Source organism: Vibrio spartinae (genome assembly GCF_024347135.1).
Classification (GTDB): Bacteria; Pseudomonadota; Gammaproteobacteria; order Enterobacterales; family Vibrionaceae; genus Vibrio; species Vibrio spartinae.
This window is the reverse complement of the sequence record NZ_AP024907.1, coordinates 687,314-711,012: the sequence shown is the minus strand read 5'-3', so window position 1 is coordinate 711,012 and position 23,699 is coordinate 687,314. Positions and strand designations below refer to the sequence as shown.

General features: G+C 46.5%; 23 protein-coding genes. 2 read left to right on the top strand and 21 right to left on the bottom strand.

The genetic code is table 11. The annotated features are described in order from the left end of the window. Positions 1-143 precede the first annotated feature (143 nt). Positions 144-1,460 carry a branched-chain amino acid transport system II carrier protein gene (brnQ, locus tag OCU60_RS03225; protein WP_074372849.1) on the bottom strand — a complete coding sequence of 439 codons (1,317 nt, stop codon included), beginning with the start codon at positions 1,458-1,460 and terminating at the stop codon, positions 144-146. Positions 1,461-1,812: 352 nt separating this feature from the next. Between brnQ and OCU60_RS03220 the strand changes: the two genes are divergently transcribed. Both OCU60_RS03220 and srmB read left to right on the top strand, forming a co-directional pair. After that, positions 1,813-2,535, top strand: coding sequence for a tRNA1(Val) (adenine(37)-N6)-methyltransferase (locus OCU60_RS03220; RefSeq protein WP_074372848.1), 723 nt, complete (start codon positions 1,813-1,815; stop codon positions 2,533-2,535). 152 nt (positions 2,536-2,687) lie between these two features. Next, positions 2,688-3,932: an ATP-dependent RNA helicase SrmB gene (gene srmB / locus OCU60_RS03215; protein WP_074372899.1), complete on the top strand. Its 1,245-nt coding sequence runs from the start codon at positions 2,688-2,690 to the stop codon at positions 3,930-3,932. Between the two features lie 92 nt (positions 3,933-4,024). Here srmB and prfC read toward each other — a convergent pair whose 3' ends face one another. The 20 genes from prfC to OCU60_RS03115 form a co-directional block, all read right to left on the bottom strand. After that, positions 4,025-5,614 carry a peptide chain release factor 3 gene (prfC, locus tag OCU60_RS03210; protein ID WP_074372847.1) on the bottom strand — a complete coding sequence of 530 codons (1,590 nt, stop codon included), beginning with the start codon at positions 5,612-5,614 and terminating at the stop codon, positions 4,025-4,027. A 297-nt stretch (positions 5,615-5,911) separates the two neighbouring features. Then, a complete protein-coding gene (locus tag OCU60_RS03205) occupies positions 5,912-6,454 on the bottom strand; it encodes a porin family protein (protein WP_074372846.1) in 543 nt (180 codons plus the stop codon). Between the two features lie 273 nt (positions 6,455-6,727). Continuing rightward, positions 6,728-7,450 (bottom strand): response regulator transcription factor, encoded by a 723-nt coding sequence (locus OCU60_RS03200; protein ID WP_074372898.1) that lies wholly within the window; start codon positions 7,448-7,450, stop codon positions 6,728-6,730. 258 nt (positions 7,451-7,708) lie between these two features. Next, on the bottom strand, positions 7,709-9,274 hold the full coding sequence (locus OCU60_RS03195; protein WP_074372845.1) for a polysaccharide deacetylase family protein: 1,566 nt from the start codon (positions 9,272-9,274) through the stop codon (positions 7,709-7,711). A 354-nt stretch (positions 9,275-9,628) separates the two neighbouring features. Further along, complete coding sequence (locus tag OCU60_RS03190) at positions 9,629-10,075, bottom strand: low molecular weight protein-tyrosine-phosphatase (protein WP_074372844.1); 447 nt, start codon at positions 10,073-10,075, stop codon at positions 9,629-9,631. A 19-nt stretch (positions 10,076-10,094) separates the two neighbouring features. After that, entirely contained in the window at positions 10,095-10,772 is a 678-nt protein-coding gene (locus tag OCU60_RS03185; protein WP_159439457.1) for a YccT family protein, read from the bottom strand. An 81-nt stretch (positions 10,773-10,853) separates the two neighbouring features. Next, positions 10,854-11,816, bottom strand: a complete 963-nt coding sequence (locus OCU60_RS03180; protein WP_074372842.1) for a porin — start codon at positions 11,814-11,816, stop codon at positions 10,854-10,856. A 263-nt stretch (positions 11,817-12,079) separates the two neighbouring features. Beyond that, complete coding sequence (locus tag OCU60_RS03175; RefSeq protein ID WP_235862165.1) at positions 12,080-13,525, bottom strand: O-antigen ligase family protein; 1,446 nt, start codon at positions 13,523-13,525, stop codon at positions 12,080-12,082. Between the two features lie 86 nt (positions 13,526-13,611). Then, on the bottom strand, positions 13,612-14,085 hold the full coding sequence (locus OCU60_RS03170) for a hypothetical protein (protein ID WP_139302107.1): 474 nt from the start codon (positions 14,083-14,085) through the stop codon (positions 13,612-13,614). Between the two features lie 298 nt (positions 14,086-14,383). Continuing rightward, on the bottom strand, positions 14,384-15,199 hold the full coding sequence (locus OCU60_RS03165; RefSeq protein WP_083602630.1) for a polysaccharide deacetylase family protein: 816 nt from the start codon (positions 15,197-15,199) through the stop codon (positions 14,384-14,386). Positions 15,200-15,202: 3 nt separating this feature from the next. Beyond that, on the bottom strand, positions 15,203-15,661 hold the full coding sequence (locus tag OCU60_RS03160) for an acyltransferase (protein ID WP_074372840.1): 459 nt from the start codon (positions 15,659-15,661) through the stop codon (positions 15,203-15,205). A 26-nt stretch (positions 15,662-15,687) separates the two neighbouring features. Continuing rightward, complete coding sequence (locus OCU60_RS03155; RefSeq protein WP_074372839.1) at positions 15,688-16,161, bottom strand: glycosyltransferase; 474 nt, start codon at positions 16,159-16,161, stop codon at positions 15,688-15,690. Beyond that, entirely contained in the window at positions 16,158-16,607 is a 450-nt protein-coding gene (locus tag OCU60_RS03150) for a glycosyltransferase family protein (RefSeq protein ID WP_074372838.1), read from the bottom strand. Before OCU60_RS03150 ends, OCU60_RS03155 begins: the two co-directional genes overlap by 4 nt. Further along, positions 16,597-17,343 carry a heparin lyase I family protein gene (locus tag OCU60_RS03145; RefSeq protein ID WP_159439456.1) on the bottom strand — a complete coding sequence of 249 codons (747 nt, stop codon included), beginning with the start codon at positions 17,341-17,343 and terminating at the stop codon, positions 16,597-16,599. Before OCU60_RS03145 ends, OCU60_RS03150 begins: the two co-directional genes overlap by 11 nt. A 15-nt stretch (positions 17,344-17,358) precedes the next feature. Then, the gene (locus tag OCU60_RS03140) at positions 17,359-18,384 is read right to left on the bottom strand and encodes a glycosyltransferase family 4 protein (protein ID WP_083602628.1); all 1,026 of its coding nucleotides are present in this window, start codon (positions 18,382-18,384) and stop codon (positions 17,359-17,361) included. Between the two features lie 2 nt (positions 18,385-18,386). After that, the gene (locus OCU60_RS03135) at positions 18,387-18,929 is read right to left on the bottom strand and encodes a serine O-acetyltransferase (protein WP_074372835.1); all 543 of its coding nucleotides are present in this window, start codon (positions 18,927-18,929) and stop codon (positions 18,387-18,389) included. 185 nt (positions 18,930-19,114) lie between these two features. Next, a complete protein-coding gene (locus OCU60_RS03130; RefSeq protein WP_074372834.1) occupies positions 19,115-20,281 on the bottom strand; it encodes a glycosyltransferase in 1,167 nt (388 codons plus the stop codon). Continuing rightward, a complete protein-coding gene (locus tag OCU60_RS03125; RefSeq protein ID WP_159439455.1) occupies positions 20,278-21,273 on the bottom strand; it encodes a glycosyltransferase family 2 protein in 996 nt (331 codons plus the stop codon). The genes OCU60_RS03130 and OCU60_RS03125 overlap by 4 nt, the downstream gene beginning before the upstream one ends. A gap of 16 nt (positions 21,274-21,289) precedes the next feature. Continuing rightward, positions 21,290-22,621, bottom strand: a complete 1,332-nt coding sequence (locus tag OCU60_RS03120; protein ID WP_074372832.1) for a flippase — start codon at positions 22,619-22,621, stop codon at positions 21,290-21,292. Further along, on the bottom strand, positions 22,618-23,643 hold the full coding sequence (locus OCU60_RS03115; RefSeq protein WP_139302106.1) for a hypothetical protein: 1,026 nt from the start codon (positions 23,641-23,643) through the stop codon (positions 22,618-22,620). The genes OCU60_RS03120 and OCU60_RS03115 overlap by 4 nt, the downstream gene beginning before the upstream one ends. Positions 23,644-23,699: the final 56 nt, after the last annotated feature.

Below are 23,699 nucleotides of genomic sequence, written 5' to 3'. Positions count from 1 at the left end.
GGAAAAATTGCTGGTTCCACATCAGTTTCCAGCCACAACAGCATCGAACCGAACGCCCATGTTCTCAGGAATCATGCACGTTCAGTGATTTGGGGACAAGAATTGCTTTGATGGATAGCAAGCAAATTCTCACTCACAATATATCAGTTGGTCGCTTCGTTGATTTCCATGGATTGTTCTGAGCGAGACATGCCAAACATCGCAACAAAGATAATCGCAGTCGGTAATACCCAGCCCATGCCAATATCAAACAGAGGTAAGAAGCTAAAAGAGGAAACATCCACTCCCACAAACTTAAAGGCATCAATCAGCGCGAACAAAAAAGACACCAGCAAAGCGACTCGGTAAGCAACTTTAGGATTGGGTAGTTTATTGCGGACAAATGTCAGTGCCACCAGCGTAATCGCCACTGGATACAATGCAAATAAGACCGGAATCGACAGTGAAATTAACTGACTCAACCCTACATTCGCGATCACTGCACAAACCACACTGTTCGCAATAACCCACTGGTGATAACTAAATCGCGTTAGTGAACTAAAGTAATCAGAACATGCTGAAACCAGCCCAATCGCAGTCGTCAGACAAGCCAATAATACAATGATCGATAAGACAAACTGACCAAAGTAACCAAACATCGCCTGCACATAAAGACTGAGTATCACCCCACCATTATCAGCACCGGTAGCAATAGCTGAACTGGTCGCGCCCAGATAGAACAACGAAATATAGACGAATGCGAGTCCGGAAGCTGCGATAAAGGCGGCCGCAATCAGATATTTGGTGGTCGCTCGGGACTCAGTAATCCCTTTGCCGCGTAAGACATCAACCATCAACATACCGAACATCAACGAAGCGAAGGTATCCATGGTGTTATAACCTTCAAGAAAACCGGTGGTTAAAGGCTTTTCCAGATATGCGCCTTGCGCCGCAGTAATGGGGCCTTGTGGGTGAATAAACACGCCAACAGCCACAATAATCAGTCCGATAAACAGTGTTGGGGTTAAAACCTTACCAATCAAATTAATCAGTTTTCCCTGAGACCAAGAGAAGAAAGCAGCAACCACAAAAAATAGGACAGAGAAAAAAGTAAGATTAAAGAAGCTACCTTCACCGACTAATGGTTTAAACGCCATCTCAAAAGCAACGAGCCCTGTACGAGGCGCAGCAAAAGCGGGGCCGATAATGATAAAAATCAGGACCGCCATAATCGTTGATACTTTGAGTGGTAAATCTTTGGTTAAGTATTGCCAGCTTCCGCCAGCCACGGCGACAGCAATAATCGCAATCAGCGGGAGCCCGACAGCCGTCAGTAAAAAGCCACTCATTGCAGATGACAGGTTTTCGCCGGCCATTTGTCCGGCAAGCGGCGGAAAGATAATATTGCCGGCACCAAGAAAAAAAGCGAACAGCATAAAGCCGACCGCCATAATATCGGTTAATTTCAATGTCTGTTTCACAGATCACCTTCTTATGTGGATGTTGTGTTTGTAACTGCGGCAGTAGACTGCCTTCATTTTTTGCGCGATCATGAACAAACAGGATGAAATAATCAATAACACACAAACAATTAGTCAATCGATCCATGTAAATTCACATTTACTAGAACAATAATCTAATAAAAAAGCAAAATACTGATACAAAAATAGAAATCATTTCGTACAAAACATTCACAAAAACAGCACAACAAAGCGGCCTTGAAAGGTCATGCTATTCTTGCCAACATCTCGCTAAAATATACGTCTTATGCGCTGAAAATCGTTTAAAAACGACTTCAATGAGATAAAGTCTGTTACTGGTGAAACAATATTTATGAAGAAAAAATCACAGCATCCCAAAACATTCCATTTCAAACAATTTTCAGTATCCGGTGGCGAATGTGGGATGCCCGTAAGCACGGATGGCGTGTTATTGGGCGCTTGGATGAATGGTGAGAATCTCCGCTCGATTCTCGATATCGGTACCGGCACTGGCTTATTAGCTTTATTTTGTGCTCAACGCTTCCCGGAAGCACACATCACCGCACTCGATATTGATGAACAAGCGATTCAGACCGCAATCCATAACCGGGACAATTCTCCGTGGGCTTCACGAATTGAGGTAGAACATCAAGATATCTTAACCTTTACGCCCCACTCGAACTATGATGCGATCATCTGTAACCCGCCTTATTTTACCACCGGACAGGTTTCAATGACGCCTGCACGAGCCCTTGCCCGCCATGTTGCCGGTTTTTCTCACCAACAACTCTTACATCACTGCCAACACTTGCTCTCTCCGTCAGGGCAAATCAGCTTGATTCTGCCTTGTCAGGAAGGAAATACGTTAATTGAGCAGGCCAAACAACAAGGTTGGTTCTTAACCCGATATTGTCTTGTTTCACCGACAACAACAAAGCCACCGACGCGATTGCTATTCTCACTCAGCCGATCGGCACACGATACTTGTACAGTCACCAACCTCACCATCCGCGCACAAAATCGCTATACCGCCGCATTTACCGAACTTACCCAAGCGTTTTATCTGAAGATGTAAAAAAGGATGTAAGATCGTGATGGAAGTCTCTATAATGCCGACCTTTAGTTTTGCCATCCCGATTGCACAGGTCACTGATAACGGATAGCTTAACAGATAGTTTGATGAATGAGCGTTTTGATGCAGAGCGTTCGACAAGCAGAGAAATAGCCGTGATTAAAAATTTTTCAGACTTAGAACTCGATCCCTGTCTTCTTGAAGCCATTGAAAAAGCAGGATTTACTCGCCCAACACAAGTCCAGGCCGAGTCCATCCCCTACGCTTTAGACGGTCGGGATGTCATGGCTTCTGCCCCGACAGGCACAGGAAAAACCGCCGCGTTTGGCCTGCCCGCGATTCAGTACTTAATTGACTTTCCCCGTAAAAGACCGGGACCGGCCCGAATGCTGATCCTCACGCCGACTCGTGAACTGGCCGCTCAGGTCTCGGAACAGATCCAGACACTGGCTCAGTTCACTCACCTGAAAATCGTTACGATTACCGGGGGCGTTCAATATCAGCAACATGCCGACATGCTCAATGCGACACAGGATATTGTGGTCGCAACTCCCGGTCGATTAATGGAATACATTGAAGCCGAACGTTTCGATTGTCGGGCCATCGAATGGCTGATTCTGGATGAAGCGGATCGGATGCTCGACATGGGCTTTGCACCAACCGTCAACCGCCTTTCCTCTGAATGTCGCTGGCGTAAACAGACTTTACTGTTCTCTGCCACACTGGAAGGCAAAGGGGTTGATGGGTTCGCTGCAGATCTGTTGAACGAACCGGCCGAAGTCCGTGCGGAGCCGCCGCGCCGAGAAAGAAAGAAAATCACCCAGTGGTATCACCGGGCGGATAGCTTAGCGCATAAGAATACGCTGCTCAAAGAGATTCTGACCACGCAATCTCAGCGAGCGATCGTATTCGTGAAAACCCGTGAGCGGCTGGCAGATTTACGCACAGAGTTAGAACGCAGTCAGGTTCCCTGTGCCTGGATTCAGGGAGAAATGCCTCAAGAGCGTCGTAACAATGCCATTACCCGTTTTCGTGAGGGTGACATCAATATTTTACTGGCAACCGATGTCGCTGCCCGTGGCTTAGATATTTCTGATATCAGCCATGTCATCAATTACGATATGCCCCGCACAGCAGACGTGTTCCTGCACAGAATTGGCCGAACCGCGCGAGCGGGTAAAAAAGGGATCGCGATTTCTCTGGTAGAAGCACATGATCAACCGATGATCGAACGGATTCAGCGTTATATGAACGAAGAGATTAAAGAACGGTTCATTGACGGGTTACGCCCCAAACATAAAAAGCCGATCTTCAAAAAGAAAAAGTCTCCGGAGAAAAAGAAATCGGCCACCAAAGATAAAAAAGTCGTGAACAAGAAAACCGGCAAAAAGAAGAAGTAACATCGGTTTTAAACGTCGTGAGCAAAAAAAGCTCCCTCAGGGAGCTTTTTTGTATCGATCATCTTATGAGCGATAGCGATACAATGCCGCGATTAATGCTCGCGAGTCGCACGAAAATCGATGTCCGGGAAACGCTCTTTTGCCAGATTGAGGTTGACCATCGTCGGCGCAATATAAGCGAGATTATCCCCACCGTCTAAAGCCAGATTCGCTTGGCTCTTACGTTCGAATTCATCTAACTTCTTGGCATCATCACACTCAACCCAGCGCGCGGTTGCAACGTTAACACTCTCATAAATCGCTTCAACGTTGTACTCGGATTTCAGACGTGCAACCACCACATCGAACTGCAGCACCCCGACCGCACCGACGATTAGATCGTTATTTTGCATCGGACGGAAGACCTGTACTGCACCTTCTTCAGATAACTGCACCAATCCTTTCAGCAGTTGTTTTTGCTTCAATGGGTCTTTGAGGCGAATACGACGAAACAGTTCCGGTGCAAAATTAGGGATTCCGGAAAACTTCATGGTTTCGCCCTGCGTAAAAGTATCACCAATCTGAATCGTGCCGTGATTGTGTAAGCCGATAATATCCCCGGCAAATGCCTCTTCAGCCCGCGCTCGGTCACCGGCCATAAACGTCACCGCATCAGAAATGCTCACCTGTTTACCGATCCGGACATGATTGATTTTCATGCCCTGCTGATAAGAGCCGGATACAATCCGCATAAAGGCGACCCGGTCGCGATGTTTGGGATCCATATTCGCCTGAATTTTAAACACAAATCCAGAGAATTTTTCTTCGGTTGCATCAACTGAACGTTCAACCGTTTCACGCGGCAACGGTGCCGGGGCCCACTCAGTCAACCCATCAAGCACATGATCGACTCCGAAGTTCCCCAACGCAGTACCGAAGAATACCGGTGTCAGCTCACCCTGAAGAAACAACTCCAGATCAAAATCATTGGATGCCCCGACGACCAGTTCCAGTTCCTCTCTCAACTGCATTGCCAGATCATCACCGACCGCTTGGTCGAGTTCCGGATTATCGAGACCTTTCACGATCCGCAACTCTTGGATGGTATGCCCCTGACCGGTAGAATACAAAATGGTCTCGTCGCGGTGGAGGTGATAAACACCTTTAAAGTTTTTACCGCAGCCGATTGGCCAAGTGATCGGCGCACAGAGAATATTCAGCTCACTCTCAACTTCATCCAGCAACTCCATCGGATCGCGGATATCCCGGTCCAACTTGTTCATAAAGGTCACAATCGGTGTATCTCGCAGCCGGGTCACTTCCATCAGCTTACGCGTCCGATCCTCGACCCCTTTTGCGGCATCGATCACCATCAGACAAGAGTCAACCGCCGTCAGTGTCCGATACGTATCTTCAGAAAAGTCTTCGTGTCCGGGGGTATCGAGCAGGTTGACCAGACAATCATTGTAAGGGAACTGCATGACTGATGTGGTAATCGAGATTCCCCGCTCTTTTTCCATATCCATCCAGTCTGATTTCGCATGTTGATTCGAGCCACGTCCCTTTACGGTACCGGCTTGTTGAATCGCACGTCCGAACAACAGCACTTTTTCAGTAATGGTGGTTTTACCCGCATCCGGGTGGGAAATGATAGCAAAGGTTCTTCGCTTATTAACTTCGTTAAGAAAATTCTGGTCAGCCATGAATAAAATCTTTTATCTGTACAACGGATTTGTACACATGTTTCAAGCTGCCTTTCAGGCGCGCCACAGATCAAATCCGTCATGTGAATCGTAAGAGGCTGCTATTCTCGCTGATCTTGGCTGTTTAAACAATCTGGTTGTGCAACAATCACAGTGACTAGAATCAGCTAAGATTGACCCGTCGATAAAATCCGCGTCCGTCACGCCGTTCTGAGCACGTAAGCAACGAATTGACCCACGGCGGCACTTTTCACCAAATGAAAAGTGCCGCCATCTTCTATACGGAGCAGGCTGGGGCTAAAAACGATACATCAACCCAACATTGGCGGAGTTAACATCCACATCACTCATCCCTAACCGTTGCAGACCGACGTTGACCGAAAAGCGTTGATTTAAACGAAATAACCATCCCGCTCGTAAATTGTAGCCAATTCCATCGTCATCAATGGTTTTGACGCCATGCAGCTCAACCTCTGTCTGGTTATAATTCATCCCCACAGACGCATAAAGAAACTGGCGTTCCGTGAGGTAAAAGTTCCGGTTGAGACTCAGCGATAGCGCGCGGTAATCAAGCTCCTCTTCTGACTCGGTGATCACACCGATTTCTTTGCGTGGTATGCTACTTCCCCCACCCATATGTGCACCGACCAATACACTCCAATTCTGATTCAAATCCACACCGGCCTGAATCGCCCCTGTCCATGAAGCATCAATACTGTCCGATGCAGATTCATAATCAGACGAACCGATCCCTGTTTCAATTCCAACCCATGTTGCCGCCTCACTCGTTGATGCGAGTAATACACCAGCAGCACCTAACAGACTTATGATTTTTTTCATTACTTTTCCTCTGACTACAATGAAAATGGACAAAATGCATCACAACGTCATTATCATTGAACAAAGGCTGAGATTTGAGAGGCTTATGGTGACGCTGTGTGACAGTCTGTAACAGCGTACAGAGGGCTCAGTACAGCACAATGGGTCGTTGGTCGTTCCAACTGCTATACACTGGCAAAAGAAACGGTTTATCTGGTGAAGACAAATCCTATTTACGACGTAGACGAAACGCTCACGGCTCCCGGTGGGTTTAAGGTTAGGTTTCGGGTCAGTTCAATCGGAATAAACACAGAGTTGGTAACCGACGCCTCTGACCGTTTTGATCAGTTCTTTACCATTGTCCAACACCAGTTTTTGCCGCAATCGAGATATTCTGCGATCAATCGACCGATCTAAACCATCGTACTCAAAACCGCGTATTTTCTGTAAAATCTCATCCCGACTCACCACTTGACCAACCGTACTCGCCAGTAAGACCAACAGTTCAAACTCTGCGGTGGTTGTCTCAACGGGGAGCTGATTCAATACAACCGTCCGATTACTTAAATCAATTACCAATGGCCCACACATCAGAGTATTGGGTTCTATCGTCGTACTGGCAGGCGGTGATCTTCGTTCTGAACGTCGTAGTAAAGCATAAATCCGGGAAAGTAATAAATGGGGTTGCACCTGCTTGATCACATAATCATCGGCACCAATTTCCAACCCCCTCATCTGATCAGCATCATCGTCCAGAGCCGTTTGCATCAAGATATAGCCGGTATAGAAACTGCGTATCGTTTGACAGACTTCCATGCCGTTCATTCCCGGTAACATCACATCAAGAATCACCAAATCCGGCTGAAGATCAGCCACTTGTTTCACGGCATCCGTCCCGTTGTTCACCGTTATCACTTCAAAACCGTAACGAGACAGAAAATCCGCGATCAGGCCAGCAAGCTCAGTGTCATCTTCAACTAAAAGAATCCGTTTATTGTAATTCGGCAAGGGGGTCATTGATTTCTGGCTCCACAAAATAAAACGACTTTTGCAACCAGTGTAGCGAAATTCAGCCAAAAAGAATGTAGCAGTTTGTATCAAATCAACCCATTCGGTACTGAATGGGCAGCAACCAGCCATTCCCTTTCCGCGACGGCTTTGTCACCATTTGGTGAGCACGAAAAGGGAATGCTGACCGACATCAATCCGATCTCCGAAAATGATATGATCCTCGCAAATCATATCTTGCGAAGCCGTGGACTTCCGCCTCAATTATCATTCGGGAACCGTTTTATCAATATCCCGCTCATACCACTGTGGTTTGGTCAGCACGACCAGCTCTCCGGCCTGAACCTTTTCAGCAACGGCATCAATATAAGCTTTGAAAAATGACTCATAAACGTCGATCCCCGGATTCGGTGTATCCGGCGTCCAGCCTTCCTCCGGATCAGGTACAATCCGATGAAAATAAGTTTCCATCGTGGTGCCGCGCAAAATGACTTGTTCGAGCAATGGAGAAAACTGGTTAAATGTCATGTAAGAGACACCTTGACCAATGGTCGTCATCTCTCTGCCACCAAAACCAAACCGGGTATACATATCGCCGCCGACGGTAATGCGTCCTGATTTAAATCCTGCTTTATGTAACGCTGCCGGAAGTTTATCTAAATAAAACGCCCCGGATTCATCATTAAACATGACCGGTAAATTTTGTGGCGGAATTTTTTGAGACAAAGTGACCGCAGCAACGGACTCCCCACCGCCGTTAATCACATAGGTATTCTTGGGAATATTCGAGCCATAGACGCGCATCCCGACATGGATCGGATAATTATCATCCAACGTCACCACGTTTGAACCATCCGACATCATCGATGTCACCTGAATCGGTCGAACGGATGTATCGAAAAATTTCCCTCCGGGATAGCAGAGATGAAACATCGCTTCAGAATCAAGCCCATGCTGTTTCAATTCATCCCACGCGGAAATCGCATTGGTAACCGCCGTGTCAACATCTGCGGCATCAGTCATCGGTGTATCATCCGGTGAACCATCCACACTAATCGCCCAGCCGGCGTCCGACAGTATCGAAATTTGCTCCCAAGTCAGTCGATTCACCCAACCAACCTGCTGCGTCGGAACATAGACAGTGCCGACCAACCCATACTGGGCCATATAGGGATGGGCAATGCTTTCTATCGTATCTTCCCCATCATCAAACCCGATCACGACCGTGGGTTGACCTTTCGCATTGGCATAAAGTGAATCAATGGTATTGTTGATCATATAAGGGGGATTGCGAGACGGCGAACTGACCCGAACTTTTGTCACATCAACCGATTGTGCCAACAATGGATCTTCAGATTGGTGAAATGCAACCCAATACGTTTTCAACGGTGCATTCGAGTTCAGGTTGGCCACATTGAGATTATAATTCACACCGGTGTACGAACCACCAGCCGTGCTAAACCTGACATTCAGATTGCTCGTCACGCGAGGTAATACCTTACGCACAGCAAAAGTAATCACGCCCATATCATTCGAATTGATCGACTCCGGTAATACCTTCTGGGCAATGGCATGGGATAGTTCTTCCCCCTTGCCCAGCACTGCCATAGCTCCCTGACCTTCCGTCACCGGACAGACCTGTCGGAAAACGCCCCCGCGATTGACGGACCATCCCGCCATCGAATCGAAACTTTCCAGTAGTTTAGGCGTGGGCAGATTCGTTGAGTCGGCCTCACTGACCTGAGCCATGGCCGCAACCACGGACAAACACACCATGAACAAACCACCGAGTAATCGGTGATGTGAAGATAAAAGCCACCTAACTAACTTCATATTTCTCTCTCCTCATTATTAAACAGGCGATTTTATTTATCATGAACTAAGGGGAAATCCCCAAGTTACCTCAGGTGTCGTTTCAGCGAAAATGACTGAATAAAAACACCAAGACAAATCCATTTAATTTCAATAAGTAACTTCGTTCATTTATCAGGCGCGATCATGCATGGCAAAACAATTTGAAATAACAGAGAAAAGTAAGGTTGCTGTATGTGTATGTTTAACCTTGTTATTTTGGGATACATGACAAAAGGTAGAGGGATTTTATTATGATACATGTTTATAAATATGGCACAGACTGACCAAGTAGACTAAAAAATAATCAATCTGTGTCGTTAGGAGGGAGATCGTTTACTGACCGATCTTATCGGACCAAGCTTTCGCAGCCCGATCAAGAACAGCATAAACTTGTTGAAAAATTGCGGAGGATTTTTGATAAGGATCGTCAATCTGACTAATACCGATCCAATGACCGAAAAGCATCGTTTTATGGCGTGCTTTCGGAAACATTCGGCTCAGCATATCAATCTGATTCTGGTTCATTGCTAAAATTAAGTCACAAGCATCGACCATCGCCGGGTTAATTTGCTGAGCCTGATGATCCGTCAGATCGATCCCCAATGAGCGGGCGATGGCTTGCCCCTCGGGAGATGCCGAAGCACCGACAAGCCCGCTTTTCTCGGTGAGTAATCCGGCAGAGTGCACCGTATGAGATGGCATAAGACGTTGAAGTCGCCCGGCGGCATAAGGAGAACGGCAGATATTCCCAGCACAAATCACGAGAATGTTTTCAAACATGAGGCCTCTCTTCATACTGTTATTGCTGCTCAATCATCCATTTAAGCAAGGCTTTCCGTTCTGCATCCGTCGCTTGTAAATACCAAGCCTGAATCTGGGGCACAAAATCACCTGAATATTGAGCATCTGTTGACTCAGGAATAACGGCTTGGCGGGAATTCATCGGTTGTTGTGGTTTGGTTGTCGCAGGTACCTGCTCGGCTCGCACCGACGTGCCGCCAGATGACAGTGGTATCCCATGCTGGCGATTATAGCGTCCAATAGCAGCTTCAATATCCTGATAAGGCAGAAAGCCGGGATTACCGGGCAATTCAACCGGCTGAAGATCTGTGAACTTGCCTTGCGGATCGACGAGTTGCCATGCGACGGTTCCATTCTTAAATGCTGACGCTGCCGCTGAATAGTCACGAAGATGAGAATGGCGTAACGCCACCTGCGCCGACTCAGAAAATGGGATTGAAACAATTAAAGGCGTTGACTGATATTTCTTCTTACGAGAGCCGAAACGCAGTGATTCTTCATACCGAAATACGAACTGATGCTTCCCTTTCGGCAGCTCAAGCACCTCGGTATGCTCAACTTTCTGACCATCAAGAGCCAATAACTCGACACTCCTCGGTAAGGTCAACTCTGCTGCAAGTGTTAGGCAAGAAAAACTCCCGGCGAACACGCCTAAAATAGATAGAGTGCGTTTCAAAATGATTCCCTTAAATGATGTTTGTTTATGCATTCATGAATCTGCGGCAGCTCGACCAATCAAGCCGCCGCACCGACGACATCAGAACGTCGTATCCATACCGATGACATAACCCGTTTCTTGATCATTTTCATCCGTCAAACCAACTTCGGCATAGAGCGCGACATCATTTGACAAAGCATAAGTCACATTGATATAGAAATCATTGACATCACCGTTTGGCACAGCATTACTGATGCTATGATCCGTCTCGACAACCGCCCACCCGGCAGCATACTCCAACCGGCCTCCATCGCTATAGCTCACCGTCAGACCATACGTTGATTTATCCCGATCCGATGCACTTTCCTGTTCCGTCGAAGAGATACCGTATGTTGTGGCAAACTGCCAGTCACCATACAGATAACGGACTTCCAGATCGTAGGTACTGATATCAATCTTATTTTTCTGGGCACGTGCAAGGAAAATGGTAAAGTCAAAATCTTCTACTCTTGCACCTAAATTGCCGTCGAGCTGATAATCATCGTTACTGCCCGGCGTACTGGTATTATTCTTATTCTCTAAATATGCCAGCCCGCCATAAAACATTTCGCCGCCGTCATATTTATATTTAATGACCTGATCCCCTTCATTTTTCGCACTTTCAACGAAGGAAGTAAAACCAAACTCATAGTCATCCCCGATACCGGAGTCATCCAGAATAGTCGGTTGCGCACCAAAACTAATCGTGTGTGACTGAAGGTAGATGATCTTGCCATACACATCACCGCGTCTGACCGAACTGTTGTCTTCTTCATCATTGGCATCAACATCCATATGTGAGCCAACCACCAGATCCTCAGTCATCTCATAAGTCATATCAAAGCCAAACTTCGCTTCGTTCACATTCCATTCAGAATGCTGACTTTCATCCTGAGATTTATAATACTGCACATCGACTTCACCGGATAAATTAACGGTGACACCATCCAGTGAATATATTTCCGCAGCATGAGCTACCGAAGCGCTGCTGACCACTGCTAAAGCAATTAATGTTTTTTTCATTTTATTCCCCGATATTTTAATCGTACTGACGCCCTCTCACGCCTACGAGCAATCTCAGAAAAACGATTTACGCCACAGGTCAGGCGTAATATTTATCGTATTCTGAACGACTTGCAGGATTAATCCATAGATTGAGCGCGCAGACGTCAATTTCATGAAAGTTCTTGTTCAGCGCTAAATAAATAAAAATATTTATCGTATCATTCTTATAAATAAAACAAGTTCTCAGCTAAATTCACCGCCATCAAATAAAACGATGACGTTCACACAGTCAGTTTTTCAACGGAAAGTTTTTCAACTGAAAACTTATCAACTGAAAGCTTTTCAACCGAAAGCTGATGATTGTCCGAACGGACTTGAATCTGTCTCACACAGCCAGACAACACGAGCATCAAAATAAATGTCACCGCATTCGCGGGCGCCTGGAGATGAAAATCGACACTAATCTGCGCTATCATCGCCAAAATCCCCATCAGGCATCCTAATGCGGTTCCTTTCAACGTCTTGCTATGTCTGGTTCTGATCACGTTGAAACAAAACCACAGTGCGACCAGTATCGGTAAACTGAGAAGTACAACTGCCGGGATTCCTGCCTCTGCAGCGAATTGAACATAGTCATTATGGGCATAGTTGTAATAGCCGATATTGTAGTGTGTGTAGTGAGGAAAGGTGGAATAAAAGCTCCCTAATCCCGTGCCAGTCAACGGATAATCCCGAATAATATCCAGACTCCACTGCACTGCCTGATCGCGAGTCTCCGTTTCAATGGAAGTGGCTTCGATACGCTGCTTGACCTTATCAATACCAAACAACGTCCCCACCAGAAATGTATCAATGATCATCATAGAGATGATTAATGCCGTCAACGCTCTCGGTCTTCTCTTATAAAAGCAGAGCGCAATGACACCGCCACACGCGATCACGGAGAAGAAAACCGCATTGCCCATCCGGGAACGTGTCATGATCAAAGCAATCACCATCACAATCAGACATAAACGGATCATCATTTTGGCGGACATCAGTGCACTGAACCACCTACGGATACGCACATGCCAAGACCCGGATTCAGTCTGATGTAATTGTGAGACAATCAGGCCGATCCCCAGACACAAACACATCACCAGATAATTGGCAAAATGGTTGAAATACACGAAGGTTCCCGTCGCCCGATGGCCTTGCGGCAAACCAAATAACCAGCTTTGATGGCTATTTAATAATACGGTCAAGCCCCCATAAAATGATTGGAAAGTCCCGCTGATCACCAACGCATACAGCACGGCTTTCACACGCTTAACGGAATGGATCAACATCACCGCATTGAGCGCAAACAGTGTATAGGCGATCCCTTTCATCAATCCTGTCAATGTCGCATAGCGGTCATAGGAAAGACTTCCGACATCTGCGCCGACCTGACGATAAATTTGAGCCACATCCGGTGCAATCACACCGAGCATCTCAACCGGTAACGGTATCGCCTGAATGGCTACCCAACACTGAAAGAGACTCAGCGGTGCCAGCAGCCAGACAAATTTTCTTATTTTCTGCCAAGGGAACCGGTGCCATAAAGACACACTGAGCAATACTGTCTGACAGGATATCCAGATTTCAAATATCGACCATGACCACATCCTGTGGCTACCCAGTGGAATCGGCAGCCAGATCAACATGAGCAATAAAGAATACCAGCACCAACGTTCACTATGAGTCACGGTCTTCCTCTCTCAAGATCCACGTCCTTCATTCTGTATTCTGACGGTAAGTAAGGAAGTTACGGCTGCACATCATGACCTAGCTATTAACTTGGAGAGATACCGCTTCCCCGGGGGTGGCGTCTGATGAGCGGTGCTTGTTGTGTTTCGGCAGGACCCGCTGCGGTTGCTTGGGCAACGGTCGTCGGGTCAATATTAGCAGTAATGGCAAGTTGCGGTAAAAGCGTTGCATCTAACCCCAAATCGAGTGCCATTGATGCAATCGCCAACGCGGCTTCTGGCGCCGCATTAAACGCAGCTAACACCAGGCTCTCAAGAGAAACATTCGGCGCTTTGCGATACACGGCCTGAAGTACCATCGGTGCATCAAGTGGATTTTCCCCAGCTATCATAGCAACAACGTCGAGCGGAGAATGAACAGCAAACAACTGTTCAACCCGTTGCTCGACTTGTGCTTGTTCATTAGGGGCGGCTGCCGCTGAAACGGTATCAGTTTGAGTCCCGTTATCCGGTGCGGCCATTACGGAGAATGTCAATCCGACACTCCATAAAATATTCACTACCAATCCTTTGCGTTTCATCACAATTCCCCGTCGTTATGCCAATTTAATCATGGCGATCTCATCCGATAATAAACATAACAATTCAATGTTGATGACTATTACATTCATTCGATGGTGCAAACTATAGGATTAGGGGGCGGTGTAAAACAAGACGATTGAATTAGTAACTGATCCAAGTATCAATAATGAGACAAATGTAAGCTGAAATAGCCATAAGTAAGACCCATCAATCGCACAATAGCCAGATCAATGAGTCTTCGTAGCAGACGAGAAATAATACATCTCGGGGAAAGGATTATTGTTGCTTGATATAATCGACAATATTTTTATAGGTTGTGACCCAATATTGATCATGATGCTTCGCCAGATATCGCACCAATTTTTTATGCGCCTTATTGCTTGTAGATAAATAATCACCACCAACCCCATGAAATTTGATGCCGATAATTTTAGTCTGAGGATTCGCAGCCGAGCGTTTAATGTAATTGATGAGCTGTTGACCAGATACATTATGGGCAGACCAGAAAACCTCTTCCGGCTTGGGGAGTGTGTGTCCATATACCCCGGCGACCAATGGCCGGACAGCCGACAAATAATCACCGCTCCCCGTCATTGTCTCAAAGCACGGTGGTGTTAACGTCCGACTTTTTTGCCCGTCGAGTAAAAACAGGAACGTATTTGCCATTTTGACTTCCGCTGCCATCCATTCGGGTGTCCGCTGCTCCAGAGAGGCATAGGGTTTGACCCAACCCCGATTGGGTCCTTTAGAAGAGCAGGGATGAAACACGGTATGGTTACCCAGTTCGTGGCCGTTCTGCGCCACTTTCTTCCACGCCTCAACTTGTTGCTCATTATTGAGCGTTGCTGAGCCCGGTAACAGATAAAAAGAGCCTTTGATATTGTATTGATCGAGGGTGGGAACCGCATGATCCAACTGAGATGATAATGCATCATCATACGACAGATGAACCGCAACATGCGCCCCATTCGGATATGTAATCGTGTCAGCACTCACTTGAAAAGGTGTCATTAAAACTAAAATCAATCCGGTAAAAAAACAGCCGAATTTTAACTTTAGATGATTCGCATATAAATTGTTTATCTCTATCATCGATTATTCTTCCGTTTTTGAGCCCGAGTCTTTCGGAAAGATCCCTAGCCGATTGAGTTGAATCCCTTCTTTTTTGACCATCGCAGGGTTGCCAGCCACTAACGTGTTTGACGGGACATCTTTGGTCACAACAGCTCCCGCAGCCACAATGCATGAATCACCGATCGTGACACCCGGTAGGATCAGAGAATTGCAGCCGATATGACAATTTTTACCAATCCGGACATCCGCTTTGAGGTGGCGACACATATCATGTGCCAAAATAGCCACGCCAAACGCGACGTATGTCCCTTCGTCAATATAAATCCCGTCACCATTGCGTTTATCGATTTTGGCTTTTAAAGAAATTCTTGCCGTTGCATCGATGTGTGTCCCGAAAAAGCGGTTGAGGTACCACACATTCAAAGAAAGCAGACGTTGTCGGACCTGAATTTGTATAAAGTCTTTAATTTTTTTCATCATCGTTCTATCAACTCTAGGCTAGACAATCAGGCACCTGCCAGTGACAGGATATATTGCGCCAATTGATCACGTTCTGGCGTATCCAATCCATCGGGCGCTTGTAATGCCTGATAGTTGCTCAGCAACGCTTCAAGCTCTTGTTCATCCCGGGCGGTATAAATGCCTTTCACATTAGAAAATGAATTCAGTGTATCCAACTGATGATCATTGCGGTGTTCCTGATACTGAGCTAACCGGGGGAAAATAATTAACGGCTTGCGGATTCGCAAGCAATTGATAATCGTCCCCATTCCTGCGTGAGAGATGATCAATTCAGACTGGCGGAACTGCTCATCGAGTTCATCGGGCGCAAAAAACTTCGCACACTGAATTGATTTGGCCTGATAGTCAGACTCCCCAATCTGGCTACAAACATCCAGATGATATTTTTCGGCCAATTGATCCACCGTTTGGATCAAGCGATCAAACGGTAATTGTGTACCTACGGTTAAAAAAATCATATGACTCTTCCTTGATAAGTCACCTGATGAGATTCAGCGACCTCTCGCCATTGCGAGATAACATGGATACGACACTTCGCAGCCAACCGCCCCGACAACGATAGTTTTTTCGAGTTGGCGATACTGTCAACCCAGACTGTTTTTATCCCACTCATTTTACTCAGTAATGCCATCACCAACCCGGGAGCAGCCCCGGTGGTTACCACCAACGACGGACGTTCTTTCTTGAGGATTTTCAGACACTGGAATACAACTTTAATCGCCAGATAAGCAGTATCGCGGCTAAAGTCAGAAATTTGATAATAGCGCTCTCCCGCCATAAATCCGGGCTGCTTATCATAAGTCCCCGCGACAATTCTTTCACAGCAATCGAGCTTTTCAGAGAGCAGACTCAACTGAACAAAGTGCCCGCCAGGAGAAGCCACCAACAATATCTTATTCTTCATCGTTTACCTCATTGATCGTCAGCGCGTTATATTCGATGCCCATCAACGCATCGATATTTTTGTCACGGTATAAACCAAACTTAAAATAGTGGTAGTAATCGTTAATCATGATGTCATCGGCAAAGTCAAACGGATGCCGAACACCGTCCACATCACACCAGCCTGACACCCGGCCATCAGTCTTATAGAGCCAGTGCACCTGAGTACGACAGGTAATTTGCTGCTCGGGCCGGACAGGAATTCTTTCATCATGATTATCCGTATGCAGCACCAGATAGAGTTGATCATCATATTCGAGCTGATAGGAAAGCGGCGGAGAGCTACTCTTATAATTTGACCAAGTCTCCCCTTTTCTCGGATCAGGTTGATCATGCCACTGAGCGACAATGACCCAAACCCCATCCCATCCTTGAGAAAAGACTGGCGAGTCCAGTAGCTTAAAAGAGAACTGATAACGCACCGTATCACCAACGTCATACGGGCTCTGAACACTCACTTCCGAACGTTCACCGTTAAAGATATAAGAATTATTCCCCGTCAGAATAAACTGTACCCCATCATCTTTCAGCGCGATGGCTTTATCACTGGCTTCAAAAAAGAATTGTTCGGCGGGTTGATTATACTCAAGCACTTGTTTCAGCTCGGCAGACTTCTGCGCTTCACTGCAACAGGCCGCAGCCATTGCTGAATAACTCCCCAGCCCCCCAAAGAGACATAGATATAGAATTTTCCTCATGATCATAACCTAACCTTAACTGACATATAGTTTTTCTAAGCGCGGCATGACAACCGACACATCGTAATTTTGTTGATAAAGCGCTCTCGCATTATCGGCCAGACTTAACCGGGCATCGTCAGCAAGCGCCTGACGGATCATCGCGGTTAACTGTTCAACATTGCCCGGTTCCACCAGATAACCGGTTTGTCCGGGAATCATCACCTCGGGAATACCACCGACCGGTGTTGACAATACGGGCAGCCCCGAAGCCATTGCTTCCAGAATCACGACCGGCAATCCTTCGTTATAAGATGGCAAAACCAATAGCTGCGTTTCGGCCATCAACTGTGCTTTCTTCTCATGATCAATCCAGCCATGAAATACCAACTGTTTTTCAACCCCGAACTCAGTGACCGCTTGCTGAAAACGCGCCACATCACCGCCACCACCCACATGTAAAATCACATCCGGCAAATCGCGTAAAGCACGCAACAGATCAAAAATACCTTTCCGCTCGATCAATGCACCCAAAAACAACACATGATTCTGCCGCCCTTCGGATTCCGGAGACGGTGCGACAACAGCAAAATTGGGTAATACCACTAGATTGGCTTGCTGTGGCGACTCAAGGATCGACTCAATATACTCACGCCATGATTCGGAGAGGACGATAAAGGCATCCGCGCGACAGATCAGTTGCCGGATCTTCTGCTGCACGTTGGCATCACTGGCCTGATAGAATTTTTTAAATTCTGAACCGTGTAAATGGATCAGCACCTTACGACCGAAAAACTGCGCCACCTTCTGGTAGATTCTTTTACGCCAGAAACTACCGCGATAAGACATATGCAGGTGAAAAATACGCTCTCCGGGAAGCAGCGATAGCCAGAAAACAACCCACAATCCCCACAGCGCCAACATCAGGTCGAATAGTTTATTGCCCCCTTTATGGCTGATAAACCGACGATAGCGAAACTGCTGATTCAAATTGAGCTTCAGATTGTGAATCACAGCATCAATCCCGCCATTCTGACCAGTTCCTAATACGATAATATCCATACTCAGTCATCACTCCATGGGTTAACGATAAAATCGGCAGAACCTTTCTCTGACACGACTTTAGCCGGGATGCCGGCAACAATGGCATTGTCGGGGACATCTTTGGTCACGACAGCATTGGCACCGACAACCACGTTATTGCCAATGCGAATCCCGCCGAGAATGCAACAGCCGGTACCGAGATAGACGTTGTCACCAATGCTCGGCCACGCACCGTCTTTACCGGCGATGGTGACATTATGTACAATCGTCGCATTCCGCCCGATCGTGACATGTTCCCCCCAAGTGGTGCCGAATACATGGTGCATTCTCAGTCCCGGCCCTATTGAGGCGCGATAATTGACATCACTGGTATAAATAATCTTGGATACCTTATAGAGGAAGATAAACAATACATTGAGTCCCGGAATGCGCCGACTATGCTTCGCCAAACGCATGAGCAACACAAAACGGAATCCCTTCTGGCTAAGAAAGGCCTTAACCAACAGCAACCTGCTGTATTTTCCATACCAGCGAAATACATCCGCCCTGATATTATTCAACATCTCCGAAAACCTTTAAGCTTACTCATTATTTTAAAAAGCCCACTGAATTTGAAAGTGCACCACATTTGCAACATGATTTGAAATCCGGCATCGTGCACCGACTCGTGACATCACCAAGCTTTCAATCAATCTTTTAAACAAATCTTTTAAGACAATCCTTTAAGACAAGGTTTTAAAACAGTTTTTTAAACTAATGCTTCAAACAGTGTTTTATAACGTTGACTGATTTCACGTTCAGAAAACTGTGCAGCGCGTTCTAAACGTGCTGCACGGGTACAAGACGGTGTATCGAGTTCATCAATCATCGACATTGCCAGCGTGGTACTATCACCGACGGTAACCAAACGGCCAAACTGACCATCTTGTAAAATTTCAGCCGGTCCACTGCGACAATCGGTGGATACGACCGGCACGCCAAACGCAAGTGCCTCAACAATCACATTGCCAAACCCTTCCCACGCTGAAGACAGGACAAACAGATCCGCTTGGGCGTAATAACGCTCAACCTGATCCGAAAATCCGACAAAGGTGATGTAAGGCTGTAATTGATGCCGTTCGATATACTCGGTTAATCGGGCCATCTCGGCCTTATCATGTGTGCCACCGACAATCATGACTTGTATATCATCTTGGTGTTGTGTCTCTATCAGGTAACGGACAGCCCGAAGTAAAGTCATGTAATCTTTTTGCGGCGTGACTCGCCCGACAGCCAAAATGGTTTTAGAGCCGCCCTTTTTCACCGCGCCAGCATCATCGTCGGTTTGAGCAATAACGGAAGGCTGAGCATCGGTCGTTTGGTGAATCGATCGCGCATCGAACGCAGGGGCTGTCTGATCAAAGCGCACCGGATTGTGAATGAAACAGCATTTATCGGCACGTTTGATGAGCGGTACGATATCGTTCATCACCCCTTCAGACACAGCCACGACCTGATCAGCCAGACGATAGAGACACTGCACAATCAGACGAACTTTCAAACGAGTCAATGCGGATTTATGCTGAAAATGTTCAACGATTGAGGCGTGTTCACTGACCACGACTTTGGCCTGATGCCGTGCCATCGCTGCGGACAAAAGACAGGCAGCATTGGTATCCGGATAAGCCGAAAGTATCACGTCAGGTTTAAACGCATCAATCACACGCTTAAAACGCAACAGACTCATAAACGTTCGCTTCACATTCAGACTGCGCACTGGAATATTTTCATTCAACAATGTGGTGTAACTCGCCCCCTCTGCGCTATCCGTGACGAATAACACGTCATGCTCCTGCATCAGTGTTCTGGCGACAGACAAAAACACCTGCTCTGCCCCGCCAAATCCCATATAAGAAATACGAAAAATAATTCTCATCGCCGTTTCATCCTATGACCGAAAAAATAAATCGAGGGAAAGAGACAGATCATCGTCTTGCGACGGGATAACAAACCGTGAGTATAGAGTCGGCATATTGTCAGCACCGGCAGACGTTGCACCTGACGGCAAAATTCAAAGAATGACATGGTGCGTTTACCAGCCGAGTGACACATATAATACAAATTCGCATCGACAATCTTTTTCAGGTGCGCAATATCGGTTTGGTCAGTCCCATTGGGTTGTTCACCATTGACCCGACGTTCCTGAAACACATGCGTATGAAGAAACTCACGGACCTGCTGACACTGCGCCATCGTGACCCGGGAAATCGCACTGGTTTCACCAATCCGATACCGATATAACGCCAGCTCACTGGCATAACATGTTTGCGCCTGCGCATACACGGCACACAAGTACATTAAATCTTCACAGTATTTCACCCCGGCCGGAAAAGTAGCTCGCTTTGCCACATCAGCTTTAATCAAGCGACACATGACCAGCCAGACAAATGATGAGACGGCGCCTTCAAATGCGGGTTGTTTGGTATTGAATCCCCGACAGCGTGTCACATGCCCGCGCCCCAGCACGGTGTCAACCTGATAGCGAAAAGTCTGATAGCCAAACTCGAAGATATCAACATCCGGGTGCTGTTGTATCAGTTCATAAAGACGAATGAGGTAGTCATGCTGAACCGCATCATCTGCATCGACAAATGTAATATAACGCCCTTGTGCCAGATTCAGTCCGGTATTCCGAGCCACGCTGACCCCGGCATTTTGCTGGTAGTGATAGCACAAGCGGCCGGTACTGAGTTGCTGAGCAAAATGCGCTTCTAATTGTGCTTGGGTTGCATCACTTGAACCATCATCAATGACGATCACTTCAAAGCGACAGTCATCTTGCGGGCAACTGGCAAAAATAGACCTGAGCGTATCAGGCAACGTTTCGGCTGCATTGTATGCAGGGATAATGATACTCATGTCTATCATACTAATGTCCATCATACTAATGCCCATAACGCTGACGCCCCTCTACCAGAAATGCCACACTCTGTCTGAACGCCTCGACTGGCCGGATAACAATACGCGCCAACTCTTGCACAACAACCATGAAAAAAATACGTGTCCGGGCAAACAACAGATAAGCGAATAAATCAGCAATCGCATAAGAAACCACTGACACCGTCGCCACACCGGTTGCTCCCCAGATCTGCACGGCCATGATCGATGCACACAGAGAAACCGTCGATGCAATCACCGTTTTAATCAGTTCAATACTGGTCCACTGTCGGATGATCAGCACCCGGGAAAACAGCGCCCCAAAGTAAGAAAACACCAGTTTCCAAATCAGGATCTTGAGAATAATTCCTGCGCCTTGATACTGTTCCCCATAAAGCAGATGAACGATATAGTCCCCGGTTAAACTGACAAAAATACCGCCGCCGACAGAACAGTAAATCATCAGTCGGACAATATTTCGGAAAATATACCCATCCAACTTCTGTTCATTGAGCTCTTGATTGAGACGGGTAAAAAATGCAAAGACAAAAATATGGCCGACGAACAGTAACTGCATGACTAACTTTGTTGCGACACCGTATAACCCAACCGCTTCAGGAGAGAGGAATTTTTCGATGATCACCACATCAAAGTACATAAAGATCGGAAACAGAATGGAAGAGAAAAAGACAAACTTCGACTCGCTCAGCAGCTGTTTACCATATCGAAGACTATCGGCAATCGCAGGGAACAACTCATCTTTGGTCTCGCGATAAAATTCACACAGTAAAATCACCTGAGCAACCACCGAGTACACCACCAGATAGAAAATTGCCCAGACAAAACTCAGCTGAAAGTAAATGACGCCCAGAATATAAACGATGGCTGCCACCCGCGATGCCACGGTAGAAATTGACAGAACCCGGGGCTGTTCGGTCGCTTGAAAATAGAGCCGAAATGCAGAAGACTTCCCGAAATAAGTAGTGACACAAGCGGTGAATGCCAGCGTCAACACCAATTCATCCGGTGTCTTACTGAAAAAATAAGCCCAACAAAACACCGCACTAAAGAAGACAATACCACCAACCAAGCGCACCAAAGAAACCGCATAAAACACCCGCTTTTTCTCACGATGCTGCACATATTCTTTCATCACGACGTTATCCATTCCCAGAATAAACACGCAAGAGAGAATACTCGCCAACGCTTGAATATAAGAGAGATATCCCATATTCGTCGGCCCATATATTCTGGCAATAAAGACGATACTGAACAATCCGAACACTACCCCACCAAGATTGTCCAGACTGAACCAAATCAATTTTCGAATATTACTCATGACGACACTTTATTTTTTAAAAAATACTCTTTACCTGTGATGTATTTCAACAACACATAGCAGAAGAGAAAACAAAACCAGCTAAAGCCGGAACCCAATAAAAACTTCGTCTCCGTGACATTATTCAAAACAACAAACGTGCCGACACAAAAACATAACTTCGTGATTGCGACATTTTTCTGAGTTCGCAGTGATGTATAAAAGGTCATAAAAAAATCACAAATGGTATAGACGAAAAGCGCGGTCCCGATAGCACCGATAGAAATAAGCATATCGACATAACCGCCATCCGATGCAGCCAGCTTTTCCACCCACTCCGGCGCATATTTTGCGAGTTCTGTCCCTTGGATCAGGTTGTTGTCGCCCAATCCCCAAACCGCGGAGTAACCTACGCCCAAAAACAGCTTTTCGTAAGATTGATTCAACATCACCAACCACAGCTTACCGCGGCCGGTCAACCATTCATCCCGAACATGCATCAACAGCCAGTCCACCATATCCTGGTAATAGAGCACCAGCATCACCATTAAGGCGACCGAGATACCAAACCCGACAACGCGACCGCTCCCGTAATAAAGCCGCCGGAAACGGTTAACCAGTTGTTTGTCCCAGTAAAAAATACTCCGGGCAAGCAAAGTGACCAGTACAAAAAGTGCAATGGATGTTTTGGATACCGTCGCCAACAGCAGTAAAAGAGTCGCCAGCAACATCCCCACTCTCAATACATTCCATCGCTGGACCGAGTAGAGATAAAAAAACAAAAAGACACTGATAATCGGCCCTAAATTATTTTTATTGGCAAACGCGCCTGATATTTCCAGCAAGCGCCCGGCCAATAGATCATTTTTAAACACGAGGAAATAAGTTAAAAATAACCAGACACAGAAGGTGTAGTAAACGACTCGCCGGGCATTGATCGCATAAAAATGGATCACAAACAGCATCACATAACCAAATAAGATCAATTGCCAGAGCAATTCATAGTAAGTCACTTTCGGCCATGGCGACCATTGGCCTGTCACTGCACACCATGCAAAAACAATCATAAGTGGATAACAACGCCGGCATAATGAAACCA

What these genes read in the sequence shown, in the direction of transcription:
- OCU60_RS03220 (WP_074372848.1), top strand. Translation starts at nt 1,813, where the DNA reads ATGAAGAAAAAATCACAGCATCCCAAAACATTCCATTTCAAACAATTT.
- prfC (WP_074372847.1), bottom strand. Translation starts at nt 5,614, where the DNA reads ATGGCTGACCAGAATTTTCTTAACGAAGTTAATAAGCGAAGAACCTTT.
- OCU60_RS03205 (WP_074372846.1), bottom strand. Translation starts at nt 6,454, where the DNA reads ATGAAAAAAATCATAAGTCTGTTAGGTGCTGCTGGTGTATTACTCGCA.
- OCU60_RS03200 (WP_074372898.1), bottom strand. Translation starts at nt 7,450, where the DNA reads ATGACCCCCTTGCCGAATTACAATAAACGGATTCTTTTAGTTGAAGAT.
- OCU60_RS03195 (WP_074372845.1), bottom strand. Translation starts at nt 9,274, where the DNA reads ATGAAGTTAGTTAGGTGGCTTTTATCTTCACATCACCGATTACTCGGT.
- OCU60_RS03190 (WP_074372844.1), bottom strand. Translation starts at nt 10,075, where the DNA reads ATGTTTGAAAACATTCTCGTGATTTGTGCTGGGAATATCTGCCGTTCT.
- OCU60_RS03180 (WP_074372842.1), bottom strand. Translation starts at nt 11,816, where the DNA reads ATGAAAAAAACATTAATTGCTTTAGCAGTGGTCAGCAGCGCTTCGGTA.
- OCU60_RS03165 (WP_083602630.1), bottom strand. Translation starts at nt 15,199, where the DNA reads ATGATAGAGATAAACAATTTATATGCGAATCATCTAAAGTTAAAATTC.
- OCU60_RS03160 (WP_074372840.1), bottom strand. Translation starts at nt 15,661, where the DNA reads ATGATGAAAAAAATTAAAGACTTTATACAAATTCAGGTCCGACAACGT.
- OCU60_RS03155 (WP_074372839.1), bottom strand. Translation starts at nt 16,161, where the DNA reads ATGATTTTTTTAACCGTAGGTACACAATTACCGTTTGATCGCTTGATC.
- OCU60_RS03150 (WP_074372838.1), bottom strand. Translation starts at nt 16,607, where the DNA reads ATGAAGAATAAGATATTGTTGGTGGCTTCTCCTGGCGGGCACTTTGTT.
- OCU60_RS03145 (WP_159439456.1), bottom strand. Translation starts at nt 17,343, where the DNA reads ATGAGGAAAATTCTATATCTATGTCTCTTTGGGGGGCTGGGGAGTTAT.
- OCU60_RS03140 (WP_083602628.1), bottom strand. Translation starts at nt 18,384, where the DNA reads ATGGATATTATCGTATTAGGAACTGGTCAGAATGGCGGGATTGATGCT.
- OCU60_RS03135 (WP_074372835.1), bottom strand. Translation starts at nt 18,929, where the DNA reads ATGTTGAATAATATCAGGGCGGATGTATTTCGCTGGTATGGAAAATAC.
- OCU60_RS03130 (WP_074372834.1), bottom strand. Translation starts at nt 20,281, where the DNA reads ATGAGAATTATTTTTCGTATTTCTTATATGGGATTTGGCGGGGCAGAG.
- OCU60_RS03125 (WP_159439455.1), bottom strand. Translation starts at nt 21,273, where the DNA reads ATGATAGACATGAGTATCATTATCCCTGCATACAATGCAGCCGAAACG.
- OCU60_RS03120 (WP_074372832.1), bottom strand. Translation starts at nt 22,621, where the DNA reads ATGAGTAATATTCGAAAATTGATTTGGTTCAGTCTGGACAATCTTGGT.